General features: G+C 56.3%; 23 protein-coding genes. 18 read left to right on the forward strand and 5 right to left on the reverse strand.

Annotated features, from left to right (window positions below; genetic code table 11):
- Positions 1 to 5 precede the first annotated feature (5 nt).
- The 4 genes from ilvD to QZ305_RS07670 all read left to right on the forward strand — a co-directional run bounded on the left by ilvD (position 6) and on the right by QZ305_RS07670 (position 4,493).
- A complete protein-coding gene (ilvD, locus tag QZ305_RS07655; RefSeq protein ID WP_294731137.1) occupies positions 6 to 1,667 on the forward strand; it encodes a dihydroxy-acid dehydratase in 1,662 nt (553 codons plus the stop codon).
- Entirely contained in the window at positions 1,667 to 2,860 is a 1,194-nt protein-coding gene (locus QZ305_RS07660) for an ATP-binding protein (protein ID WP_294731138.1), read from the forward strand. The genes ilvD and QZ305_RS07660 overlap by 1 nt, the downstream gene beginning before the upstream one ends.
- On the forward strand, positions 2,854 to 4,050 hold the full coding sequence (ilvA, locus tag QZ305_RS07665; RefSeq protein ID WP_294731139.1) for a threonine ammonia-lyase: 1,197 nt from the start codon (positions 2,854 to 2,856) through the stop codon (positions 4,048 to 4,050). Before QZ305_RS07660 ends, ilvA begins: the two co-directional genes overlap by 7 nt.
- 62 nt (positions 4,051 to 4,112) lie before the next feature.
- Positions 4,113 to 4,493, forward strand: coding sequence for a RidA family protein (locus tag QZ305_RS07670; RefSeq protein ID WP_294731140.1), 381 nt, complete (start codon positions 4,113 to 4,115; stop codon positions 4,491 to 4,493).
- 174 nt (positions 4,494 to 4,667) lie between these two features.
- Here QZ305_RS07670 and QZ305_RS07675 read toward each other — a convergent pair whose 3' ends face one another.
- Positions 4,668 to 5,393, reverse strand: a complete 726-nt coding sequence (locus QZ305_RS07675; protein WP_294731141.1) for a hypothetical protein — start codon at positions 5,391 to 5,393, stop codon at positions 4,668 to 4,670.
- 122 nt (positions 5,394 to 5,515) lie between these two features.
- Positions 5,516 to 6,037, reverse strand: a complete 522-nt coding sequence (gene nrdG / locus QZ305_RS07680) for an anaerobic ribonucleoside-triphosphate reductase activating protein (RefSeq protein WP_294731142.1) — start codon at positions 6,035 to 6,037, stop codon at positions 5,516 to 5,518.
- Between the two features lie 126 nt (positions 6,038 to 6,163).
- On the opposite strand from nrdG, the gene QZ305_RS07685 reads away from it, so the two are divergent.
- The 5 genes from QZ305_RS07685 (at position 6,164) to QZ305_RS07705 (ending at position 10,442) form a co-directional block, all read left to right on the forward strand.
- Positions 6,164 to 6,523 carry a GntR family transcriptional regulator gene (locus QZ305_RS07685; protein WP_294731143.1) on the forward strand — a complete coding sequence of 120 codons (360 nt, stop codon included), beginning with the start codon at positions 6,164 to 6,166 and terminating at the stop codon, positions 6,521 to 6,523.
- Positions 6,520 to 7,212 (forward strand): ABC transporter ATP-binding protein, encoded by a 693-nt coding sequence (locus tag QZ305_RS07690; RefSeq protein ID WP_294731144.1) that lies wholly within the window; start codon positions 6,520 to 6,522, stop codon positions 7,210 to 7,212. The genes QZ305_RS07685 and QZ305_RS07690 overlap by 4 nt, the downstream gene beginning before the upstream one ends.
- Complete coding sequence (locus QZ305_RS07695) at positions 7,209 to 7,961, forward strand: hypothetical protein (RefSeq protein WP_294731145.1); 753 nt, start codon at positions 7,209 to 7,211, stop codon at positions 7,959 to 7,961. The genes QZ305_RS07690 and QZ305_RS07695 overlap by 4 nt, the downstream gene beginning before the upstream one ends.
- A gap of 173 nt (positions 7,962 to 8,134) precedes the next feature.
- Positions 8,135 to 8,854, forward strand: a complete 720-nt coding sequence (locus QZ305_RS07700; protein WP_294731146.1) for an ABC transporter ATP-binding protein — start codon at positions 8,135 to 8,137, stop codon at positions 8,852 to 8,854.
- A complete protein-coding gene (locus QZ305_RS07705; protein ID WP_294731147.1) occupies positions 8,847 to 10,442 on the forward strand; it encodes an ABC transporter permease in 1,596 nt (531 codons plus the stop codon). Before QZ305_RS07700 ends, QZ305_RS07705 begins: the two co-directional genes overlap by 8 nt.
- 137 nt (positions 10,443 to 10,579) lie before the next feature.
- Here QZ305_RS07705 and brnQ read toward each other — a convergent pair whose 3' ends face one another.
- Positions 10,580 to 11,686 carry a branched-chain amino acid transport system II carrier protein gene (gene brnQ, locus QZ305_RS07710; RefSeq protein WP_294731148.1) on the reverse strand — a complete coding sequence of 369 codons (1,107 nt, stop codon included), beginning with the start codon at positions 11,684 to 11,686 and terminating at the stop codon, positions 10,580 to 10,582.
- Between the two features lie 194 nt (positions 11,687 to 11,880).
- Between brnQ and QZ305_RS07715 the strand changes: the two genes are divergently transcribed.
- From QZ305_RS07715 to QZ305_RS07750, 8 genes are all read left to right on the forward strand, one after another.
- On the forward strand, positions 11,881 to 13,074 hold the full coding sequence (locus QZ305_RS07715; RefSeq protein WP_294731149.1) for a MupG family TIM beta-alpha barrel fold protein: 1,194 nt from the start codon (positions 11,881 to 11,883) through the stop codon (positions 13,072 to 13,074).
- Positions 13,075 to 13,865: 791 nt separating this feature from the next.
- Positions 13,866 to 15,230: a PTS sugar transporter subunit IIC gene (locus QZ305_RS07720; RefSeq protein ID WP_294731150.1), complete on the forward strand. Its 1,365-nt coding sequence runs from the start codon at positions 13,866 to 13,868 to the stop codon at positions 15,228 to 15,230.
- 266 nt (positions 15,231 to 15,496) lie between these two features.
- Positions 15,497 to 15,682, forward strand: coding sequence for a hypothetical protein (locus tag QZ305_RS07725; protein ID WP_294731151.1), 186 nt, complete (start codon positions 15,497 to 15,499; stop codon positions 15,680 to 15,682).
- Entirely contained in the window at positions 15,679 to 16,098 is a 420-nt protein-coding gene (locus tag QZ305_RS07730) for a DUF3284 domain-containing protein (protein WP_294731152.1), read from the forward strand. Before QZ305_RS07725 ends, QZ305_RS07730 begins: the two co-directional genes overlap by 4 nt.
- Positions 16,086 to 17,174, forward strand: coding sequence for a DUF871 domain-containing protein (locus tag QZ305_RS07735; RefSeq protein ID WP_294731153.1), 1,089 nt, complete (start codon positions 16,086 to 16,088; stop codon positions 17,172 to 17,174). Before QZ305_RS07730 ends, QZ305_RS07735 begins: the two co-directional genes overlap by 13 nt.
- A 42-nt stretch (positions 17,175 to 17,216) precedes the next feature.
- Entirely contained in the window at positions 17,217 to 17,873 is a 657-nt protein-coding gene (locus QZ305_RS07740) for a GntR family transcriptional regulator (RefSeq protein WP_294731154.1), read from the forward strand.
- Positions 17,874 to 18,099: 226 nt separating this feature from the next.
- Positions 18,100 to 18,618 (forward strand): MarR family winged helix-turn-helix transcriptional regulator, encoded by a 519-nt coding sequence (locus QZ305_RS07745; protein WP_294731155.1) that lies wholly within the window; start codon positions 18,100 to 18,102, stop codon positions 18,616 to 18,618.
- A gap of 20 nt (positions 18,619 to 18,638) precedes the next feature.
- Positions 18,639 to 19,187 carry a flavodoxin domain-containing protein gene (locus QZ305_RS07750; RefSeq protein ID WP_294731156.1) on the forward strand — a complete coding sequence of 183 codons (549 nt, stop codon included), beginning with the start codon at positions 18,639 to 18,641 and terminating at the stop codon, positions 19,185 to 19,187.
- 124 nt (positions 19,188 to 19,311) lie between these two features.
- Here the strand turns inward: QZ305_RS07750 and QZ305_RS07755 are convergent, their stop codons facing one another.
- Complete coding sequence (locus QZ305_RS07755) at positions 19,312 to 19,821, reverse strand: macro domain-containing protein (protein WP_294731157.1); 510 nt, start codon at positions 19,819 to 19,821, stop codon at positions 19,312 to 19,314.
- 179 nt (positions 19,822 to 20,000) lie between these two features.
- On the opposite strand from QZ305_RS07755, the gene QZ305_RS07760 reads away from it, so the two are divergent.
- A complete protein-coding gene (locus tag QZ305_RS07760; protein ID WP_294731166.1) occupies positions 20,001 to 20,975 on the forward strand; it encodes an Abi family protein in 975 nt (324 codons plus the stop codon).
- A gap of 238 nt (positions 20,976 to 21,213) precedes the next feature.
- Here the strand turns inward: QZ305_RS07760 and QZ305_RS07765 are convergent, their stop codons facing one another.
- Positions 21,214 to 21,453, reverse strand: coding sequence for a helix-turn-helix transcriptional regulator (locus QZ305_RS07765; protein ID WP_294731158.1), 240 nt, complete (start codon positions 21,451 to 21,453; stop codon positions 21,214 to 21,216).
- Positions 21,454 to 21,506 lie beyond the last annotated feature (53 nt).

Genomic DNA, 21,506 nt, shown 5'->3' on the forward strand with positions numbered 1-21,506 from the left:
GCGATATGAAAAGCGACAATATGAAAACCGGGCAGGAAAAAGCGCCCCAGCGCAGCCTGCTCCATGCCCTGGGCATGACAGAAGAGGAGATGCGGCGTCCGCTGGTGGGCATTGTGTCTTCGTACAATGAAATCGTCCCGGGGCACATGAACCTGGACAAGATCACTGATGCGGTGAAAATGGGCGTGGCCATGGCCGGCGGAACGCCGGTGGTATTCCCTGCGATTGCGGTCTGCGACGGCATCGCCATGGGTCATGAAGGCATGAAGTATTCTCTGGTGACCCGGGACCTCATTGCGGACAGCACAGAGGCCATGGCCCTGGCTCATGCCTTTGATGCCCTGGTCATGGTGCCCAACTGCGACAAGAATGTGCCGGGTCTGCTCATGGCGGCGGCCCGTCTGAATCTGCCCACGATTTTCGTATCCGGCGGTCCCATGCTGGCGGGGCGCATCGACGGGCACAAAACCTCGCTGTCCAGCATGTTCGAGGCAGTGGGCAAATACAAAGCCGGCAAAATCGACGAAGCCAAGCTGAAGGAATACGAACTGAACACCTGTCCTTCCTGCGGTTCCTGCTCCGGCATGTACACCGCCAACTCCCACAACTGCCTGACCGAAGTGCTGGGCATGGGGCTCTCGGGCAACGGCACGATCCCTGCGGTGTATTCCTCCCGGATCGAGCTGGCCAAGCATGCGGGGATGCAGATCATGGAGCTGATCGAAAAGGACATCCGTCCCCTGGACATCATGACCGAGGATGCCTTCCACAATGCACTGACCGCGGATATGGCCCTGGGCTGCAGCACCAACTCCATGCTGCATCTGCCGGCAATCGCTCATGAGTGCGGCATTGACATCAATCTGGATATGGCCAACGAGATTTCCGCCGTGACGCCCAACCTCTGTCATCTGGCGCCGGCGGGTCCCACCTATATGGAAGATCTGAATGCGGCAGGGGGCGTCTATGCGGTGCTCAATGAGCTGGATCAGCTGGGTCTGCTGAAAACCGATGTGATGACTGTCACGGGAAAAACCCTGAAGGAAAACCTGCAGGGTCATGACAATCTGAATCCGGAGGTGATCCGGAAACCGGAGAACGCCTATTCGAAAACCGGTGGCATTGCGGTACTCCGGGGGAATCTGGCGCCGGGTGGCTGCGTGGTGAAGCAGAGTGCCGTGGCCCCGGAAATGCTGGTGCATGAAGGACCGGCAAAGGTGTTCGACAGCGAAGAGGAAGCCATTGCGGGCATCTTCGGCGGAAAAATCCAGCCGGGAGATGTCATTGTGATCCGGTATGAAGGACCTGCAGGCGGACCGGGCATGCGGGAAATGCTGTCACCCACCTCGGCGATTGCCGGCATGGGCCTGGACAAGGAAGTGGCACTGATCACCGATGGCCGGTTCTCCGGAGCCACCAGAGGAGCCTCCATCGGTCATATTTCTCCGGAAGCCGTGCGCGGGGGACTCATTGCCTATGTGCAGGATGGAGACATCATCTCCATTGACATTCCCGGCCATAGCATCGAACTCAAGGTGGATGAGCAGGAACTGGCCCGGCGCAGGGAGACAATGCCGGTTAAGAAAAAGGAAAACGTGAAAGGCTACCTGAAACGCTACGCGGCGATGGTCTCCAGCGCGGACAAGGGAGCCGTGATCAACCGCTGATGACGCCGCAGGATTACTATGGCTGGACCCGGTGTTTCGCCCTGTTCCGGGGGCTGGAAGAAGATCCGGTGATTCATGCATTCTATGAACTGCTCAGAGAGCCGGAACCGGAAAGCTATGCGAAATTCGTGCATGCACTCTACGAAACCGGGCAGACCAACTGGACCCGGTACTTCACGGAGCAGGTTCTGTCCCTGGAAACCGGCTGCGTAAGGCTTGCCAGTCAGCAGAAAATGATTCCGGCGGTGATGCTTACGGCAGCCAAGACCGAGCTGCATGCGCTGTCGGAAATGGCACTGCTGTCCCCGGCGTTCTTCGACATCTATGGCTACAAGGCGGGCTACACCGTGGAGGATGACTGCCGGCTGTACCCGAAGTGGCTGGAACGGGTGTCTTCCGTGAGCCGGTATGGCTTCGGGGACTTCGCCCGCTGGCATATGTTCCGGCTGGAACCGGATGACGGGACCCCTGCCGGCTACCGGCTGCTGCCGGTGACCAATCCGGATCCGGTCCGGCTGCAGGATCTGGTGGGCTACAAGGCACAGCAGGAAGAGGTGCTGGAAAACACCCGGGCGCTGGTGCGGGGCGCGAAAGCCGCCAATATCCTGCTGTACGGTGACGCGGGAACAGGCAAGTCCGCCACGGTGAAGGCTGTGGCCAGCGAGCTGCAGGACCAGGGGGTCCGGCTGATCGAGCTGAACAAAAGCAGCCTGCATCTGCTGCCGGGGCTGCTGGATGAGCTGGCGGGACAGCCGCTGAAGTTCATCCTGTTCATTGATGATCTGAGTTTCCGGGAAAACGATGATGATTTTGCGGCGCTGAAAGCCGTGCTGGAGGGAAGCGCCAGCACCCGGAGCCGGAACACCGTCATCTATGCCACCAGCAACCGCCGGCACATTGTCCGGGAGACATTTCAGGCCAGGGAAGGAGACGAAGTTCACCGACAGGATACGATGCAGGAAACCGTATCGCTCTCCGAGCGGTTCGGACTGCGGGTGTATTTCGGGAAACCGGACAGAGCCCTGTACCTGGAAATCGTGGAGTCCCTGGCCAGACAGGAAGGAATCACAGACAAAGACCTGCCCCGGCTGGCAGAGCAGTTTGCCCTGCGCAAAGCCGGCCGCAGTGCCCGGGCAGCCAGACAGCTGGTGGATCAGCTGGCGGCCCGGCAGGAAGGAGAAACAGAATGCTGACACTGGACAAAGTCTATCATGCCCGGTATGTGCTCCGGGATGTGGCCCGGGAAACGGATCTGATCCTGGCGCCGAAAATTGCCCCGGGCAGGGAAGTCTATCTGAAAACGGAGAACCTGCAGAATACAGGCTCCTTCAAGCTGCGGGGTGCCTACTACAAGATTTCCCAGCTGACAGAGGAAGAACGCCGTCACGGCGTCGTGGCCTGCAGCGCCGGCAATCATGCCCAGGGCGTGGCTCTGGCTGCCACAGCCAACGGGATTCCCTCGGTGATCTGTCTGCCCGACGGCGCACCGATCTCGAAAGTGGAAGCCACGAAATCCTATGGCGCCACGGTGAAGCTGGTCCCGGGGGTCTATGACGACGCCTATGAAGAAGCCCTGCGGCTGGCGCAGGAAGAGGGATATACCTTCGTGCATCCCTTCAATGATGAACTGGTGATTGCCGGTCAGGGGACCATCGGTCTGGAGATCCTGGATCAGATTCAGGATGCAGATGCGGTGGTGGTTCCCATTGGCGGAGGCGGACTGGCTTCGGGCATTGCCTTTGCCGTGAAATCCCTGCGTCCGGACATCAGGGTGTACGGGGTGCAGGCAGAGGGCGCTGCGAGCATGGCGGCGAGTCTGGAAGAGGAACGGGTGGTGTGCCTGGAGGAAGTCACCACGGTGGCAGACGGAATCAAGGTCAAGGAACCCGGAGACAACACCTTTGCCCTGTGTCGGCAGTATCTGGATGGCATTGTCACGGTGAATGATGATGAAATCGCAGCGGCAATCCTGGCACTGATCGAGCAGCAGAAGCTCATCGCGGAGGGTGCCGGAGCTGTGTCCGTGGCGGCAGTGATGTTTGACAAGCTGCCGGCGGATCTGAAGAAAATCGTCTGCGTGGTCTCCGGGGGCAACATCGATGTGACGATTCTGTCGAAGATCATCGAACGGGGTCTCATGACCAGCGGGCGCAGCGATGTGCTGGCCATCGAGCTGGAAGACAAGCCCGGGCAGCTGTCGGCTGTATCCGGCATTCTGGGAGAACTGGGTGCCAATGTGCAGACGGTGGCTTATGAAAAAGCCAGTGAAGGCTCCAGCATCACAGCCTGTGTGCTGCGCATCAGCATCGAGACCCGGGACCGGGCGCATATCCGGGAAGTCCGGCAGGGACTGGCAGAAGCCGGTTTCCACGTTCTGGACTGACAGAACCGCTTCAGCAATCAGACAGCCGTCACGGCATGGCGGCATCAGAAAGGAAAACAATCATGGACAAAATTCATACAGACAAAGCCCCGGCAGCCATTGGCCCATATTCACAGGCCGTGGCTTACAACGGTGTGCTCTATACCAGCGGGCAGATTCCCATCATCCCGGAAACCGGAGAAATCCGTGAAGGCTGCATCCGCTGCCAGACCAGCCAGGTCATGAACAACCTGCAGGCGGTGCTGGAAGCCGCGGGAACGGATTTCACCAAAGTCATCAAGACCACCTGCTTTCTGGCGGATATCCAGGATTTCGCGGCGTTCAATGAAGTGTACGGGCAGTTCATCACGGACAAGCCGGCCCGCAGCTGTGTGGCAGTGAAAGACCTGCCCAAAGGTGTCAAGGTGGAAGTGGAGCTGATCGCCGCTCTGGATCAGGCATAAGCAAAAGCCGGTCCGCATCCATAGGGCAGATGCAGCCTCTGCAGCCAGTCTGCAGTCATGCAGATCATCAGGCCTCCGGCACAGACAGATACAGGATCCTGTCTGAAGCCGGAGGCCTTTTTTGCTGCGTCCGGCCAGAGGGACCGAAGAAAAAAGCAGGCATGGCTGCCTGCTTCAGAAGGTTTTCGTTTTGTCGTACTGGCTGGTGACCCGTTTGAGCTGATCCAGGTTCTCGTCCAGGAACTCGTAGGTAAGCCGGGTATTGGACTGATCCACCCGCAGCAGCTCGTCAATGATGGCGTTCACATCCGCCACAGTCCGCCGGGAGCTTTCCACATAACCGTCCAGCACCTCCTGGCGCATCGGGGAAGGCGGGTTGGAGTCACCAAAGAGATTCACCGCATTGGCTGCCTTGTCCAGGTTTTTGCGGCAGGATTTCCGGGCTGCGTCGATCTGGGACAGGTATTTGTCCTTGGATATGCTGCTGTCCTGAAAGAAATCATCCAGGAAGGCGCTCAGCTGGGTGAACTGCCGTTCCAGCTGGGCGGCGGAGCGCTCCAGTTCATCCAGGGTCCGGGTGTAAGCCGGGTGGATGGCCGGAGGCGTGGGGATTTTCGGTTTGGGCTCCACATGGGGTGTGGCTTCCACATCAATATAGTCCTGGATGTGTTTCTTTTTCTTCCGGCGCTTTTTCCGGATCTTGTCCAGGTAATCTGCCAGGGACATGGTCAGCACCAGAAAAATCAGACTGAGGACAAAGGAGCCGCTGCCGCAGCTTTCCAGAAACAGGGCAATGCCCGCCACGCGGAGTATGATGGCAAACACATGGAGGGAATTGTCGGAGAGTCCCCGCAGCTGCTCGTCCGCCTTGTCCACAAAGGTTTCTTTTCTGTTGTTCATTCCTTCATTCCTCCGCTTTCTGAAAATGCTTTCTGAAAACCATTCTAGCATATTTTCCCGGACTGTTTTTTCCGGATTTTATGAAGCCGATGCGTTCTGCATACAGACCGCCATGCCGGGCATCATTCCAGATGCAGCACGATTTCCTGCCTTGCCAGAGACTCTTTCACATCGATCACCCGCTGGTTGGAGCTGCCCCGGAATTTCAGGGAGATGTCATACAGCTCCTGCCGGAAGGGACCATCCACCAGCACATCCAGCATGGAAAGAAACCGGTCAGTCCAGGGACCGTGACGGCGGCCGCCATCCAGCAGATCCTGATCCAGCACATAGCCGGTATAGCACCAGATGTCCCGGTCCGGAAACCGCTCTTTCACTTCTTCCAGAAACGGAACCAGCGCCTCCTGGTTCTCCGGCTCGAAGGGGTCACCCCCCAGCAGGGTCAGACCCTGCACATAGGGACGTTCCAGCTCTGTCAGGATCCGTTCCTGTGCAGCCCGGTCAAAGGGCTGCCCGTAATCGAAGTCCCAGGTCTGGGGCTGGAAACAGTTGAAGCAGTGATTCCGGCAGCCGGATACAAAAAGCGTCACCCGGACGCCTTCTCCATTGGCAATGTCGTTGGTTTTGATTTCTCCGTAATTCATGTCTACATCATAGCAGACTTCCGGGTCGCAGAAACGGGCTCTCTGAAACCTCTCAGGGTCTGAAAGCGCATTGACATAGTTGTTCTGCTGTACTAGTGTAGTAGTACAGTAGACGGGAGGCGGGGAATGGAATTTGACAATCAGCGGCCAATCTGGCTGCAGATCACAGAATACATCCGGCAGGGCATGATTGCCGGGACCTGGAAACAGGGGGACAAGCTCCCTTCTGTCCGGGAATGGGCCCTGGAGCTGAAGGTGAATCCCAACACCATGGTCAAGGCTCTGGCACAGCTGGAGCGGGAAGGACTCATTGTCACCCGCCGGGGTGCCGGAAAATATGTGGCTGCTACCAGCAGCGAACTGCTGGCAAAAGGAGAAACAGAAGCGCTGGAACTGACAGAGCGCTATCTGACCCAGATGCGGCAGCTTGGCTGCGACGATGCGCAGATTGCCGCCCTTCTGCGGCAGAAAGGAATGAAAGCATGAAAATACAGTGCAAAAATCTGGTGAAAACCTACAGACAGGTCCGGGCACTGAATGGGCTGACCCTGGAAATCCCCGAAGGAGCCATAATCGGGCTGCTGGGAAAGAACGGACAGGGAAAATCCACATTCATCAAACTGCTGGCGGGTGTCGCCCGCTGGGATGAAGGAGAACTCACACTGGACGGACAGCAGCCCGGCACAGCCACAAAGGCAAAGGTATCCTGGCTGCCGGAGGTGTGCGGCCTGGATCTGTCCTGGTCCGCGGGGAAAGTCCTGCGGTTCTGGGAGGAATTCTTTCCGGATTTCAACCGGGAAAAAGCGGATGCCCTGATGCGGCAGCTGCATCTGGACCCCGGTCAGAAACTCCGGGAAATGTCCAAAGGCATGCGGGAAAAGCTCCAGCTGGTGCTGGTCATGAGCCGGGACGCTGACTTGTATCTGCTGGATGAACCCATGTCCGGTGTGGATCCGGTGACCCGGGACGAAATTCTGGACACGATCCTGACAGGATACCGCCCGGGAAGCACGCTGCTGCTTTCCACCCATCTGATTCAGGACGTGGAACGGATCCTGGACCAGGTGATTTTTCTGGACAAAGGCAAAGCCGTTCTGCAGGAAGATGCCGATGCCCTGCGCCAGCGCACCGGTCTTTCCATCTCAGAGGCATTCAAAAGGAGCATGCAGGCATGAAACGGATGAAATATGAACTGATATATCTGGCAAAGCCTCTGCTCCCGCTGTATCTGGCGACCTTGGCGGTAGCTGCTTTGCACCGTCTTCCGGGCTCTGAGCCCACAGGCTGGATGCAGCTGCTGCAGGGAGGCCTGGGGATTCTCACCACAATTCTCGGGGCTGCCAGTCTGCTGCTGACCCTTCTGGCCAGCTGGAATAGCTTTTACCGGAATAACTTCAAGCCGGAAGCCACTGTGCTTCACAGTCTGCCGGTATCCCGGGGAACATTGTGGCTTACCTTCGTGCTCCCGGGTCTGCTCTTTGTGACGCTGTCCCTTCTCACCGTCCTGGCTGCTATGCTGCTGTGGACGCCGAATTCCCTTGCAGTCTCCCTGCGCCTGATTCTGGATCAAAACCCGGACTCCGGCTTTCACCTGATCGAACTGATCGCCGCGGGGGCATGGCTGCAGATGATGGTGTACTGGCTGTGCGGCATGACGGGCATGGCGCTGGGGCTGCAGCAGCATGGCGCCAGGCTGGGCTGGTCGGTTCTGGCAGGAATCGGACTGTATCTGGTCATCATGCTGCTCATGGTGGGTCTCATCATTTTGCAGACCGGTCCCGCGTTCTTTGGGGATGAGTCAGCTTTGTCTGTGATGCAGCTGCAGCAGCTGTTCCGGTCCATCGCCGGTGCCTATGTCCTGGCGGATCTGGTGCTGCTGGTGCTGGGACAGATCCTCTATGCCCGGGGATTTGATCTGGAATAAGATTCACAGGGCAACGGATACTGACAAAAATCAGAAAAGAGAAAAAATTCAGATTTATTCGTCTGCATCTGTGTCATACTGTAGCCGGATACAGGACACGGGGTTCTGTACCCGGCAGACTGCCAGGAAGCAGGAAGCATAATGCATATATAAGGAAGGATTGATTGTGAGACATGATCAGCATTCAGAATGTCACCAAGACCTACGGAGATAAAACCGCCGTAGCCGGTTTCACCGCCCAGGTGGAATCCGGAAAAATCACCGGATTCATCGGCCCCAACGGCGCCGGAAAAACCACGCTCATCCGCATGATCACCGGTGTTCTCAAACCCGATGCCGGAACCCTGGAACTGGATGGCCGGAACATTGAAACCCAGCCGCTGGAAGCCAAAAAACTGTTCGGTTTTGTACCGGATTCTCCCGATCTGCTGCTGCGGCTGACCGGACGGGAATACGCGGAGTTCATGGCGGATGTCTATCAGGTGGATCCGGACACCCGGAAACAGCGCCTGGAAGCTCTGGCCCGGGAATTTGAAATGACCGACGCCCTGGACACCCGGATGTCCGACTACTCCCACGGTATGCGGCAGAAAGCCATCATCATCGGGGCGCTGATGTCCGACCCGGATATCTGGATCCTGGACGAACCCATGACCGGGTTGGATCCGGGTGCCGCCTGGATTCTGAAGCAGAAAATGAAAGAACACGCCTCCCGGGGGAAAACCGTGTTCTTTTCCACCCATGTGCTGGAAGTGGCGGAAAAACTCTGCGACCGGATTCTGCTCATCAACCAGGGACAGCTGAAATATGACGGCACGCTGGAAAACCTGCAGGAGCAGTATCCGGACAAAACGCTGGAGGAAATCTTCCTGGAGGTGACCGGCCGTGTCTGAGGCCTGGCTTGTCTACCGGGTTCTGCTGAAAAACAGCATGACCCTGGACCTGAAAACGAAGAAAGGGCGCCGGGGTGTGCTGCTCATGGCCGTGCTGGCATTGTGCTTTTTGCCCACACTGGGGCTGCTGTATGTTTCCTTTCTGGAAGCCTTCCGCCAGGGTACTCTGGACACCATCATGCTGGAAGCCGGGATGCTCATTCCCTGTCTGCTGACTGTGATCATGGGCTGCATGGTGGTGCCCACGGTGTTCTATTTCTCCCGGGACACTCAGATCCTGCTCCCTCTGCCGCTGAAACCCGGCTCCATTGTCCTGGCGAAAACCGCCATGGTGCTCTCGGGTCAGCTGCTGCTGGGGATGCTGTTTGCCCTGCCGGTGTTTGCAGCCTACTGGACCGTGCATCCGGACATTCTCCGGATCCTGGTCTCCCTGCTGATCCTGGCGACTCTGCCGCTGCTGCCGGTGTTTGCGGTGGGCGTGGTGATGATGATCCTCATGCGGTTTGTCCCGGCTCTCCGGGACAAGGACCGGTTCAATCTTGTGTTTGGTCTTTTGACACTGGTGATGGCCGTGGGCGTTTCCCTGGCAAGTTCCAGCTTCAGCGCCAGTGACGGAGAACTGCTCATGGAAATGATGCAGGATCCTCAGGGAATTGCCCTGATCAACTGGGTGTTCCCGCAGCTGGCCTGGGCTGCCCGTTCCATCAGCGTGCTGAGCCTGTCGGATTTCTGCCTGTATCTGGGCGTGACCCTGCTGGCACTGGCACTCTTTCTCCTGGTCGCCAACCGGCTGTTTCTTCCCGCTGTCACCACCATGAACAGCGCCGGACGCAAAGTGACCCGGCGGACAACCAGCCGACAGCATTCGCCACTGGTCTCCTGCATGATCACGGACAACCGCATGCTGGTCAGGACCCCTGCCTGGTTCATGAACTGCCTGCTGCCGCCATTTCTGATGGTGATCATCTTCGGGGCGATGTTCATGATCCAGGACATCCCCGCCCTGCTGCAGAGCATGGACCTGACGGGGCTCGCCATCTGGATGCCTGCTGCGGGTCTTGTCATCGGGCTGTTTATCAGTTCCATGAACATGATCACCTCCACTGCCTTCTCCCGGGAAGGACAGAATCTCTGGCGGATGAAAGTGATTCCGGTGCCGGTCAGAACCCAGATCCTGGCAAAAGGCCTGCTGGGTACTGCCTGGTCCGCTGTTTCCTGCCTGCTGTTTGTCGTGCTGGCTGTGTGGATGATCCGGGGTTCGGCTCTGGACGGTCTGGTGATGCTGGCGGCGGCACTGGTGGCCAGTGTGTTTGTGAATGGCCTCGGTCTGCTGGTGGATGGCTGGCATCCCAAACTGGTGTGGGACGATGACACGACAGCGGTGAAGAACAATTTCAACGGCATGATCGAGATGTTTGTCGCCTGGGCCATCATTCTCGTGCTCTTTCTGCCCCTGCTGATGTTCGGGCTCTTTGACCACATCCTGGTGTATTCCCTGGTGGTGACAGTGGTATTCCTGCTCATCGACCTCTGGATGGCCCTCAAAGGTCCGGGCCTGATTGCGGGGTTCCTGGAAAATCAGATCTGAAAAACGGCACAGCCCGGTTCCTGAAACAGCAGGAACGAAGGGCTGTGCCGTTTGTTATGTATGTACCCGTTGTATAGGCATCCGGCACCCGCAGCCGGAAAAAAGCCCCGGCATGCATCGGCATACCGGAGCGGATTTCAGTCAGTGTTCGTTGCCTCAGGCTCAGGAGAGGCTGAAGGTTTCGGCCGCCGAAACAGCCCGGTGATCAGCAGCAGGATGGCCACAGGGCAGATCAGGGAGAGCAGCTTGCCGGACCAGGAGAGGATGGAGTCCAGTCCGGTAATGGCCACCAGGATCCCGGCTGCGGTAAACAGAAGCAGCCACATGCGGTAGGAAACCGCGGGTATCAGCTCGCAGAAGTATTCGCTGCAGGAGGCCAGAAGACCGGCGCAGACATTGCAGCAGGCCAGCAGGAAAATCAGACCGCAGAGCAGCTGTCCCAGGGATCCCCAGGAGTCCAGCGCCATGGCGGAGAGAATCTGCGCGCCGTTGGTCAGAGACTGCAGGCTGGCGCTGCGGGACATGGCGGCAGTGGCAAGAAGGGCGTATACGGTGACCAGCAGGATCCCGGCGGTCACAGCTGCGCCGGCCAGAACTCTGGTTTCGTTTTTCGGTTTCATCTGCCGGATGTTCAGCAGGATCACAACGCTGAAACAGAACGCAGCGAGGATATCCATGGTCTGATAGCCTTCCTGCAGTCCGGTGAGAAAAGGCTGACTCTGCCAGGGACCGGGGGCGGGCTGTGCCACCTGACCGGGATGGAGCAGCACGGGGATGCAGAGAAAGAGAATCAGGATCAGCAGCAGCGGGCCGAGAATCTTTCCCAGGATGTCCTTGAGCCTGCCGGGGCGCAGGGCAAAAAGCGCGGCCACAGCAAAAAACACGAGGGTGTACAGGACTCTGGCAGCTGTTCCGGTGCCGATGAGCCAGGTCCACATTTCGCAGGAGGTGCCGGCGGTGCGGGGAATGGCAATGCAGGGACCGATGAGCAGATAGACCAGGGTCACAAAGGCGGGACCAAGGGGTTTCCAGAGGCGGCTGATCATGGCGGAGGCACTGTTGAAGGGCGCGATGATCACAATGGCCAGGACCGGAAGAAGGACGGCGGTCAGGGCGAATCCCTGGAGAGCCTGTGGCGTGAGGGTGCCGGCCTGGGCGGCCATATACGGCGAGAAAATCAGATTTCCCGCGCCGAAGAACATGGAAAACAAGGTGATTCCAAGCAGCAGTGTCTGTTTTTTCATACCCATCATCGTATCATCTGCGGCTGCTGCTGACAGAGAAGATGCTTCCGGGCTTGAGGAAGCAATTCCACAGGGCGAAACGCACTGGAAGCGCTGTCAATGGCCGGGTCAGCTGATATGATACCAGTGCGGCACTGTCCCTGGTCTGTCCGGGTGGATGGTGCATAGAAACGAAAGAGCAGGAAAGAAGAAATATGGAAAAAATCAGACTGGGAATTTCCCTGTATCCGGAGCAGGAGAGCCGGGAAGAAATCGAAGCGTATCTGAAAACCGCATCGGAGCACGGGTTCACCAAGGTGTTCACTTCGCTGTTTTCAGTGGATGGCACGAAGGAGGAACTGATCCGCTATTTCCGGGAACTGACGGATCTGGCGCACAAATACGGCATGGTGGTCTCCGGGGACTGCAATGGTCAGCTGTTTGAACGGCTGGGTGCCAAGGCCGATGATTTGTCGGTGTTCCGGGAAATGGGGCTGGATATTCTGCGGATGGACGGACCGTTCCGGGATGAGCGGGATGTGATTCTGGTGAACAACCAGGATGGACTGAAAATCGAGTTCAATGCCTCCATGAGCGATCTGACTGCGGGCATCATCGAAGCAGGCGGCAACCCGGACAACATCCTGACCTGCCACAACTTCTATCCCCAGCGCTATACCTGTCCGTCTTTTGAAGCAGTGGATGCAACCAATGACGCGCTGAAGAAGCAGGGAATCTCCACGGCGATGTTTCTGAGTTCCCAGGTTCCGGGGACCCATGGCCCCTGGCCGGTGTCCGATGGTCTGCCCACGGTGGAGGAACACCGGGATATTCCGGTGGAGTCGCAGCTGAAGCATATGATTGCGATGAAAAACGTCACGGAGGCGATTTTCGGCAATGCCTTTGCTTCCGACGCGGAATTTGATGTGATTGCGAAGACGATGGAACAGGCGTATCCCCAGGTGGAGGAACTGGAAGCAGTGGATCCGTATTTCGGGGACATCCTCCGGGAGTGGCTGCCGGAGGGCGAAACTGTCCGGATCCCGCTGAAGCTGCATCTGGAAGAGGGGCTGAGTGACAACGAAAAAGATGCGGTGTTCAGCTTCAACTATCATGTGGATCTGGGGGACTGCCTGAATTACATGCTGCGCAGCCGTCTGGGGCGCATGCTGTACAAAGGCAGAGAATTCACGCCCCGTCCCTGTGCGAAGAAGACCTTCGAAAAGGGTGATGTGGTGCTGGTGAATGACAACTGCAAGCATTACGCCGGTGAGGTGCAGATTGTGATGAAGCCCATGAAAAATGATGGACAGCGCAATCTGATCGGCCACATTGATGAAGATGAGCTGATGATTCTGGACAAGCTGGGGGCCATGGACATCTACGGATTCGTGGACGCACAGGCCTGAGCGAGTCAGAACAGAACGATGATGCGAAAGCCGCAGTTTCAGCGGGCTGATGAAGCCGGAACGGGAGAGGAACCACCTGTTCCGGTTTTTGGTGTTTGGCTGGAACGGGAAGAATTTTTGTTTTTCTGAAATGTTTACTCTGTATGAATTTCCGCGCATCCGTCGGAAACTGGCGAATATATACAGTAAGGGGATCTGTCCTGGAAAGGAACGGCTGGCAGCCTGTCTGCGGGAAATCGACAGCCGGAAGAACTGACCGCAGAACGCAAAACTGAACGGCACGCCGGGGTCATCACAGTCCCGGCGTTTTTTACTGGATGAAGCATCCGGCAGGGTCAGGTTGCCGGTGCCGGGGAATCAGCCTTCATCCCGGGGGTGAACCAGTTCTGTCCGGGCACTCAAATTACCGAACCAGCCAAAATGGTATATACCAATTTACCATCACTACAGAACCACCCGGCTGCGTCCCCCGCCAGATTGCAAAACCGTGGGAAAAGTATGGGACAAAACAGGGAGATTTTTGGCAGAAAATTGGTGTAAGCGCTTGTGTTCTGCCAAATACATGGTATAGTCAGACTGTAAGTGGTATATACCACATGGAGAAACACCCCGATTCTTCCCATCTGCCCCGGTCCCAGCCGGACTCTGAACACACCTGCAGAGACTGGCACATTCCCGTGAGACCTGCAGCAGGGAAGGATCCGGTTTCTTCCTTCCGGAACGAGCTGAGCTTCAGCTTGTCAGTCCGGCGCCGCCGGACATCCCCGCATTCCCATACAAAGGAGAACCACATGCTTGACAAATTTACCAGCTGGATGGAAGAACATTTCGTCCCTGTGGCTGCGAAAATCGGCTCCAACAAATTCCTGGTAGCCATTCGTGATGCCTTCATCGCCATCATGCCCATCACCATGACCGGCGCCATCGCCACACTGCTGAATGTCTTCGTCCGGGATCTGCCCACAAGCTACCTCCCGGATCTGCACATCGCCGACCACATGCAGTGGCTGATCACCATCAATGGAAACGTCTGGTGGGCCACCCTGGCCATGCTCTCGCTGGCCTTTGTCTTCGCCCTGGGCTATCAGATCTCGAAAATGTACAAAACCGACGCACTGGCAGGCGGTCTGATTTCCCTGGCCTCCTTCATCGCCGTCACCCCGCAGGTGGCAACCATTGCCGAAGCCGGTCCCGATGGCGCCGACGCTGTTGGCTGGGGATTCCTGAACTACAGCTATCTGGATGCCAAGGGGCTGTTCACCGCGCTGCTGGTGGGCCTGATTTCTTCCGTTATTTATGCGAAGCTCATGAACCGGAAGCTGACCATCAAAATGCCGGACTCCGTTCCCCCTGCCGTGGCGAAAGCCTTCGCTTCCATCATCCCCGGTGTCATTGCAATCTATCTCTGCGGGGCTGCAGCCTGGATCGTGTCCGAACTGACCGGCGGTCTGGCCATTGGCGACGTGATCCTGAAATACGTGCAGATGCCGTTCCTTGGTCTGTCCCAGGGACTGGGGGCCGTTCTGATCATTGTCATCGCGGTTCAGCTGCTCTGGTTCTTCGGCCTGCACGGCACCAATGTGCTGGGGGCTGTCATCGACGGGACCTATCTGACGGCTCTGACCATGAACGATTCTCTGTTCCAGGCAGGCAAACCCATGGAATACATCTGGACCCGTGCCTCCTTTGATTCCTATGTCTGGATGGGCGGTGCAGGCTGCTCCCTGGCGCTGGTGATCGCCGTGCTGATCTTCTCCAAACGCGCGGATTCCCGGGCCGTGTGCAAGATGTCCGCACCCATGGCTGTCTTCAACATCAATGAACCGGTGGTATTCGGCATGCCCATCGTGCTGAACCCGATCTACTTCATCCCCTGGCTGCTGGTCCCTGCGGTGCTGACCATCATTGCGTATCTGGTGACAGCCGCGGGCTGGGTACCCTATGCCCATGTGGTGGTTCCCTGGGTGGTTCCCCCTGTGCTCTTTGCCTTCCTGGCCACCGGCGGAAGCCTGGCCGCGGCGCTGCTGGCACTGGTCAACCTGATCATCGCCGTGGCGATCTGGTCTGTGTTTGTCATCATTGCCAACCGCTATGGTCAGGATGTGGAAAAAGACGAGCTGGAAGACGCCGATCTTTCGGACTTCGATCTGGACTGACAGCCTCCGGCTGAAAAGACGGAGAAACAATCAAGTCCGCCATTCAGGGGAGATGGAGCGGATCCATCTCCCTTTTTCGGGAATGACTGGTCTTTGTCCCCGGGCACCAGGATGCCCGGGCCAGGCCGGCAGGCCCATCGGCAGGGTCTTCTTCGGACACTGTCAGCTGCGCATGATCCGGTGGCGAGCTGCTGCCGGGAAATGATTCAGACAGCCCGCAACATGTTCTATAATCAAGTGGAAGCACAAACAGAAAGGAAGCCGCGATGACCAGCAACACCAGCCGCAATGGACTGTTTCTTGTATCCGCAGGATGCCTGTTCATTCTTCTCTCCTGCATGATGACTCAGCCCGTCTGGCTGATCTGCAGCGGGATCCTGCTTGTCCTGTGGGGCGGGATACTTTTGCGCCGGGACCGGAAGAAAAACGGAACGGGAAAAGACAGCCGATGAAAACCGTGAGAACGATCTCCTGTTCCATGGAGAAAATGAACGCATTTATCCGGAATCTGGCGGATCAGGACGCCGGCAGACCGGCTGCAGCGGGTCTGGTCTATCACAAGAGTCTCGCCGGGATGAACGGCAGGGCGCAGAAAACGGAGGTCCGGATCCAGGCGCTGGAACCCGGGCGGTATACTGTGCTCTTTGACACACCCCGGGAAAAACTCACCATGGACTGGCAGTGGCATCAGACGGCGCCGGGTGAACTGGAGCTCGTCTATGAAGAGACAGGCCGCAACGAAAGCGGGCTTTCGAAATGGAACCAGAAACTTGCCGGGGTGCTGTTTGGCATGAGCGCGAAAAAGCAGCTGAAGATGAGGCTGGATCTGTTTGAAAAACAATTGGAGGAATATCAATGGCAAGATTAGGCATTTCGGTTTATCCCGAACACGATTCCATGGAGAACATCCGGAAGTACATCGATCTGGCAGCGGATCACGGCTTCAAGCGGATCTTTTCCTGTCTGCTTTCTGTGACAGACAAAACAGGGGAGGAAATCAAACAGGAGTTCCGGGAACTCAATGACTACGCCCACAAACGGGGCATGGAAGTCATCTATGATGTGGCGCCGGCGGTGCTGAAGCACATCGGCGTGGAATGGAACGACCTGTCTTTCTTCAAGGAAATGGGCGCGGACGGCATCCGGCTGGATGAAGGGTTTGACGGCATGAAGGAAGCGCTGATGACCTGCAACCCGGAGGGGCTGAAAATCGAAGTCAATGCCAGTTTCGGCAATGGCTACATCGACAACATCTGTTCCCACCACCCGGACCGCTCGCATCTGACCACCTGCCACAACTTCTACCCCCAGCGCTATTCCGGGCTCTCCCTGAAGCATTTCCGCAAATGCAATGAGGACATCAAGAAAAACAACCTGCCCATCGCGGCTTTCATCGGGTCCTCGCGCCCTGGCACCTTCGGGCCCTGGCCGGTGAATGAAGGACTGTGCACGCTGGAAGACCACCGGGATCTGCCTCTGGATGCCCAGGCCAGACTGCTGATCGCGGAAGGAAACGTGGATGACATCCTGATCGCCAACTGCTACGCCACACCGGAGGAATTCGATGAACTCTGCAAGCTGCAGCCCGGGGTTCTGAACATCAAGCCGGTTCTGGAGCGCGAGCTGCAGGAAGGCGAGCGGAAGGTGCTCTTCGAACACCAGCATTATGTCCGGGGCGACATGAGCGAATACAGCGCCCGGAGCACATTCCCCCGGGTCACCTATGCCGGTGAATCCATCAAGCCGGAAACCTGCCGGGACATGAAACGGGGAGACATTGTGATTCTTAACGACGGTTACGGGCGCTACAAAGGGGAACTGCACATAGTTCTCAAGGACATGCCGGCCGATCCCCGCAAGAACGTCATCGGTCACATCCCGGAAGGCGAACACGAACTGCTCAATGCCCTGGAACCCTGGCGTCCCTTTGTGGTGATCCAGTAACGGCGGGGTAAGCGATTGCCCCAGCCCAAATACATTCAGGTCATGGACTTTCTGCGGCAGGAAATCGCAGACAAGCCCCCGCATTCCCCGATTCCCAGCGAACGGGAGATTTCCCAGCGTCTGGACATCAGCCGGATGACCGTGCGCAAAGCCATCGAAGAACTCTGCCGCCAGCAGGTGCTGTACCGGGATGGCAACCGCGGGACCTTTGTCGCCGCTGCTGCCCCACGCGCTTCTGCAAGCCTGGACAAGCCGGTCAGCGAACGTCAGCGGGTGCTGTTTCTGGATTCCGCCTACGAACCGGCGAACGTTCCCCATGTCCGGAAAGCCTTCCGGCTGGACGACCACCAGCGCCTGTTCCGGATGGTGCGGCTGATCCTGGATGGCCAGCAGCCGCTTCGGGTCGAGGAAATCTACACCATGCCGGAAGCTGCCCTGGACAAGGGACTGAATGAACTGGAGTCGTTCTTTCAGCTGGATCTCTGCCGCCAGACAGGAAATGTGTCCTGGGAGCTTCTCCCGGCGCTGATTCCCGCCAAATACCTCCGGCTTCTGGAACTGCGGCAGGGAACGCCGGTGATCTGCCGCCGTGAGGAAATCCGCAGCCGGCAGGGGGAGCTGATTCTGTACGTCCAGACCTGGTATCATCCCCGGAACGCCCGGCTCTCCAGTGAAACCTTCATGCCCCGGTCTTCCTGATGACTGCGTCAGGAAAGCCGGGGCTTTTCTGCGTCTGTCTGTGTCTGCGGGGGAGGCGGGATGCCGATGCGCCCTGTCGGGCTGGGCAGGGCTGTCAGGGGTTTGTGACGGATTGAGAAATGAAGCAGCAGGTGATAAGATGGAAGCGTAAACGTAACCAGTTACGTAATTGTGGTGATGCAGACACCAGGATGCGGCTGGTGCAGACACAGGGAAAGGAGGGTACATGACACAGGAAGAACTGATCCGGCGGTTTTCCGATACGCCTGCCCGGCAGGGCCGGGCCATCTTCAGCATGCTGTTCATTCTCACCAACAAACTGCAGACACTGTTTGACAGCCGGATTCCGGATGTGACACTGAAACAGTTCATGCTGCTGTCACTGCTCCATCAGGCGGATGCGCCCCAGACGCTGACGCAGCTGGGGGATCTGCTGGGGTGTTCCAGGCAGAATGTGAAAAAGCTGGCGCAGGGGCTGCAGAGCAGGGGATTTGTGACGGTGATGCGAAATCCCGACGATCCCCGGGCTGTGCTTCTGGAGACCACCGGGAAGGCTGACCGTTTCTTTTCGGAGGATTTCCGGATGTATCAGGAGCAGCTTGGGAGCCTGTTTTCGGTGTATACCCCTGAAGAACTGGCGAAGCTGTATGACCTGCTGTCCCGTATGTTTGAAGGAATTGATTGTCTGGGGGTGCAGGCAGATTCCGGCAAACAGGCTCCGGCCAGCAAAACAGCTATTGGCTGACAATGGAAAGGAACAGAAGTATGAAAGGGATCGTGATTTATCATTCTCAGACAGGATTCACCCGGCGTTATGCGCACTGGATCGCGGAGGCATCCGGGGCAGACTGCCTGTCGCTGTCAGAAGCGAAGCACAGGGATTTGTCCGGCTATGACACGATTGTGTTCGGGGGCTGGGCCTGTGCGGGGCGTATCAGCAGAGTCAGCTGGTTCATGAAGCAGCTTCCGGCGTGGAAAGGCAAGCGGCTGGCGGCTTTTTGCGTCGGGGGCAGTCCGGTGGATCATCCGGATATTCAGACGTTTCTGGCAGACACAGCAGAGCAGCTGTCTGCGGGCAGCGTTCAGGTGTTTTACTGCCCGGGCGGGTTCAACTATGAAGCCATGTCTCCTGCATCCCGGCTGGCCATGAAACTGTTTTTGAGGGCCCTGCGGGCGAAAAAGGACAAGACCCCGCAGGAAGAGGAAATGATCCGGATGATTGGGTCATCCTATGATATTTCCGACAGACGCTTTATCCTCCCGGTGCTGCAGGCGATGGGACTGGAGGATGGAACAGAGGGATTGTCCGCCTGATGAAAACAGGCATTGCCCCGGGGATGGATTCGAAAATCCGTCCGGGGACAATGCCTGTTTTTCCGCTTTGTCCGATTGGTCAGTCTGTAAAGCAGGGAAAGCAGCTGGATCCCGGATGAGAGGCTCAGTCAAAGAGAACCAGCCTGACGTCCATGTCATGATGCTTCAGAAATGCCTGGATGGTCTGTATGGCGGTATCCAGTGCTTGCTGGTACGGATAGCCGTAGATGCCGCTGGATATCAGCGGAAAGGCAATGGATCTGCATCCGTATTCTGCTGCCAGCGTCAGGCAGGAGCGGTAGCAGGAAACCAGCAGATTTTCGCTTTCCTGCGGGGACTGCCGGCTGTAGACCGGTCCCGGGGTGTGGATGACGTATGTGGCGGGGAGGGCAAAGGCCGGGGTGATTACAGCCTGTCCTGTCTGGATGGGAGCCAGTTTGTCACAGGCTGCCTGGAGTGCTTTCGGCCCGGCTGCCCGGAATATGGCGCCACAGACCCCGCCGCCCATCTGCAGCTGAGGATTGGCAGCGTTGACGATGGCATCCGCGGGAATCTGGGTGATGTCGCCATGGATGATTTCAAGAGGCATGGTCATGTCCTTTCTGCGGAGGGGGATCATTGCTGAATCTGTCACGATGAACAGAATACTGATGCTTCTGTCAAACCCTTGAGAATAATGCAGGAACGCAATCCATGTAAAAGTCAAGATTGAAGCCTGCCACAGGCCTTTGATAGGCTGTGGTTATGGAATGCGTGTATTAAAAATTCAGACTTGTTAACGAACAAATTGATTATCTTCGGAAGTATAAAAAAATATCTGTAACCCATGACGATGAGCCGTACTTCACTGAGCGTAACTATATAGAATTGATCAATCCTTATAAGGAACTGATTTGTTCAGGGAGAGATAAAAATGGAAATCATATCTATAAGAACCAAATAGGCTTTTCCAGCATTTTGGAATTAAGCAAAATAGACGACTATATCTGCGACAGGCTGTTTCCGCTGATTCGCAGTTTTGAAAAGAGATTCAGGAATGCAATTGTACACGAAGTTTGCACGAATTTTCTGAACTCAAAATATACGGATAAGTTTGGAATTGCTTATGTGACTGACATTGCAACTATACTGGATGGAGGTGAATCGGAAGGCAGCGTGATTGCCCCAAATTTAAAATATGTTCTCACCAGAAATGGGTACAATCCGGATGATGAAAACCGAATTCATAATAAGAAAAACCTTCTCAATAAGCTGCTCCAGATAGGAACAGGTAATCAGACTGGATATAAAACGAACCGTCTGATACAGAATGCTGTAAAATCTCAGGGGATTGCTCCGTTCTGGCTGATTGCATCGGTACTGGATTTCGGGGATCTGCAGCTGTTGTTTTCCATGCAGGAAAAAAGCGTACAAGAGCGCATAATTCAATTTCTCAAGGAGGCGGAAAAATCTCAGCCTCTGAGTACCAGAGATATTTTCAGATTTATGGGACGTATGGAGAGAATCAGAAAAATGAGAAATGCAGTCAATCACTATGTTCCCATCTTTCCTTTGCTGCTCGGCCAGGTACAGAAAAAGATGGAAGATGATCAGGATGTACAGGCCATATCCCTGTTGAAGAATCTTGATAGTCACTGGACGGGACAAGGTGCCAGATGTATTGCTGATGCAGCGCAGCTTATCAATATAAACCGCCAAACTGAGACTCTGTATGGGATACAAATCACGAATTTCAATAGACTGAAGTTTATGAAACTAAAAGGAATCCTTCGAATTCTTGAAAAATAAAAGGCGAACCTTCAACAGATTCGCCAGTTCAGGGACCTAGTCCCCCTTCGTTGTGTTATTTATACCATATTTTCCGTGAATAAGGCAATTGATGATATGCGCTTGATTCTTTGTTGTTACAGGCGGGCAAGAAGTTTACTTCTGCCGATTTTACCGTTTTAATGATGATATGACGAGAAAATAAAATGTTATTACTGCTGATGGATACAGGAGTCCTTTTCTGTTCTGGATATATACATCACCACTCCTGAGTATTTCTGCCATGATTTTTATCCTCCAGATCTCCTGGAACAGCCTGTTTGTTGAACATGGCCAGTGCCTGGTTGACCTTGTCCAGTCTCACTGTTGGCTTTCCCTGCTCCAGATCCCGTACAAATCGCAGACCCAGCCCGGAATACAGGGCAAACTGCTCCTGTGTAAGACCGGCAGCCCGGCGTTCTTTTTTGATCCATTTGCCAATTGGATTGTCGTATTGCATGCCCGTATTATAACATAACGGGTATATTTACGGGAAATATCGGAGATTTTGCC

This window comes from uncultured Faecalibaculum sp. (genome assembly GCF_910588395.1).
In the GTDB taxonomy this organism is placed as follows: Bacteria; Bacillota_I; Bacilli_A; order Erysipelotrichales; family Erysipelotrichaceae; genus Faecalibaculum.

Bases quoted from the DNA above. Each gene is read 5' to 3' on its own strand.
- ilvD (WP_294731137.1), top strand. From the start codon at position 6: ATGAAAAGCGACAATATGAAAACCGGGCAGGAAAAAGCGCCCCAGCGC.
- QZ305_RS07660 (WP_294731138.1), top strand. From the start codon at position 1,667: ATGACGCCGCAGGATTACTATGGCTGGACCCGGTGTTTCGCCCTGTTC.
- ilvA (WP_294731139.1), top strand. From the start codon at position 2,854: ATGCTGACACTGGACAAAGTCTATCATGCCCGGTATGTGCTCCGGGAT.
- QZ305_RS07670 (WP_294731140.1), top strand. From the start codon at position 4,113: ATGGACAAAATTCATACAGACAAAGCCCCGGCAGCCATTGGCCCATAT.
- QZ305_RS07675 (WP_294731141.1), bottom strand. From the start codon at position 5,393: ATGAACAACAGAAAAGAAACCTTTGTGGACAAGGCGGACGAGCAGCTG.
- nrdG (WP_294731142.1), bottom strand. From the start codon at position 6,037: ATGAATTACGGAGAAATCAAAACCAACGACATTGCCAATGGAGAAGGC.
- QZ305_RS07685 (WP_294731143.1), top strand. From the start codon at position 6,164: ATGGAATTTGACAATCAGCGGCCAATCTGGCTGCAGATCACAGAATAC.
- QZ305_RS07690 (WP_294731144.1), top strand. From the start codon at position 6,520: ATGAAAATACAGTGCAAAAATCTGGTGAAAACCTACAGACAGGTCCGG.
- QZ305_RS07695 (WP_294731145.1), top strand. From the start codon at position 7,209: ATGAAACGGATGAAATATGAACTGATATATCTGGCAAAGCCTCTGCTC.
- QZ305_RS07700 (WP_294731146.1), top strand. From the start codon at position 8,135: ATGATCAGCATTCAGAATGTCACCAAGACCTACGGAGATAAAACCGCC.
- brnQ (WP_294731148.1), bottom strand. From the start codon at position 11,686: ATGAAAAAACAGACACTGCTGCTTGGAATCACCTTGTTTTCCATGTTC.
- QZ305_RS07715 (WP_294731149.1), top strand. From the start codon at position 11,881: ATGGAAAAAATCAGACTGGGAATTTCCCTGTATCCGGAGCAGGAGAGC.
- QZ305_RS07720 (WP_294731150.1), top strand. From the start codon at position 13,866: ATGCTTGACAAATTTACCAGCTGGATGGAAGAACATTTCGTCCCTGTG.
- QZ305_RS07725 (WP_294731151.1), top strand. From the start codon at position 15,497: ATGACCAGCAACACCAGCCGCAATGGACTGTTTCTTGTATCCGCAGGA.
- QZ305_RS07730 (WP_294731152.1), top strand. From the start codon at position 15,679: ATGAAAACCGTGAGAACGATCTCCTGTTCCATGGAGAAAATGAACGCA.
- QZ305_RS07735 (WP_294731153.1), top strand. From the start codon at position 16,086: ATGGCAAGATTAGGCATTTCGGTTTATCCCGAACACGATTCCATGGAG.
- QZ305_RS07740 (WP_294731154.1), top strand. From the start codon at position 17,217: ATGGACTTTCTGCGGCAGGAAATCGCAGACAAGCCCCCGCATTCCCCG.
- QZ305_RS07745 (WP_294731155.1), top strand. From the start codon at position 18,100: ATGACACAGGAAGAACTGATCCGGCGGTTTTCCGATACGCCTGCCCGG.
- QZ305_RS07750 (WP_294731156.1), top strand. From the start codon at position 18,639: ATGAAAGGGATCGTGATTTATCATTCTCAGACAGGATTCACCCGGCGT.
- QZ305_RS07765 (WP_294731158.1), bottom strand. From the start codon at position 21,453: ATGCAATACGACAATCCAATTGGCAAATGGATCAAAAAAGAACGCCGG.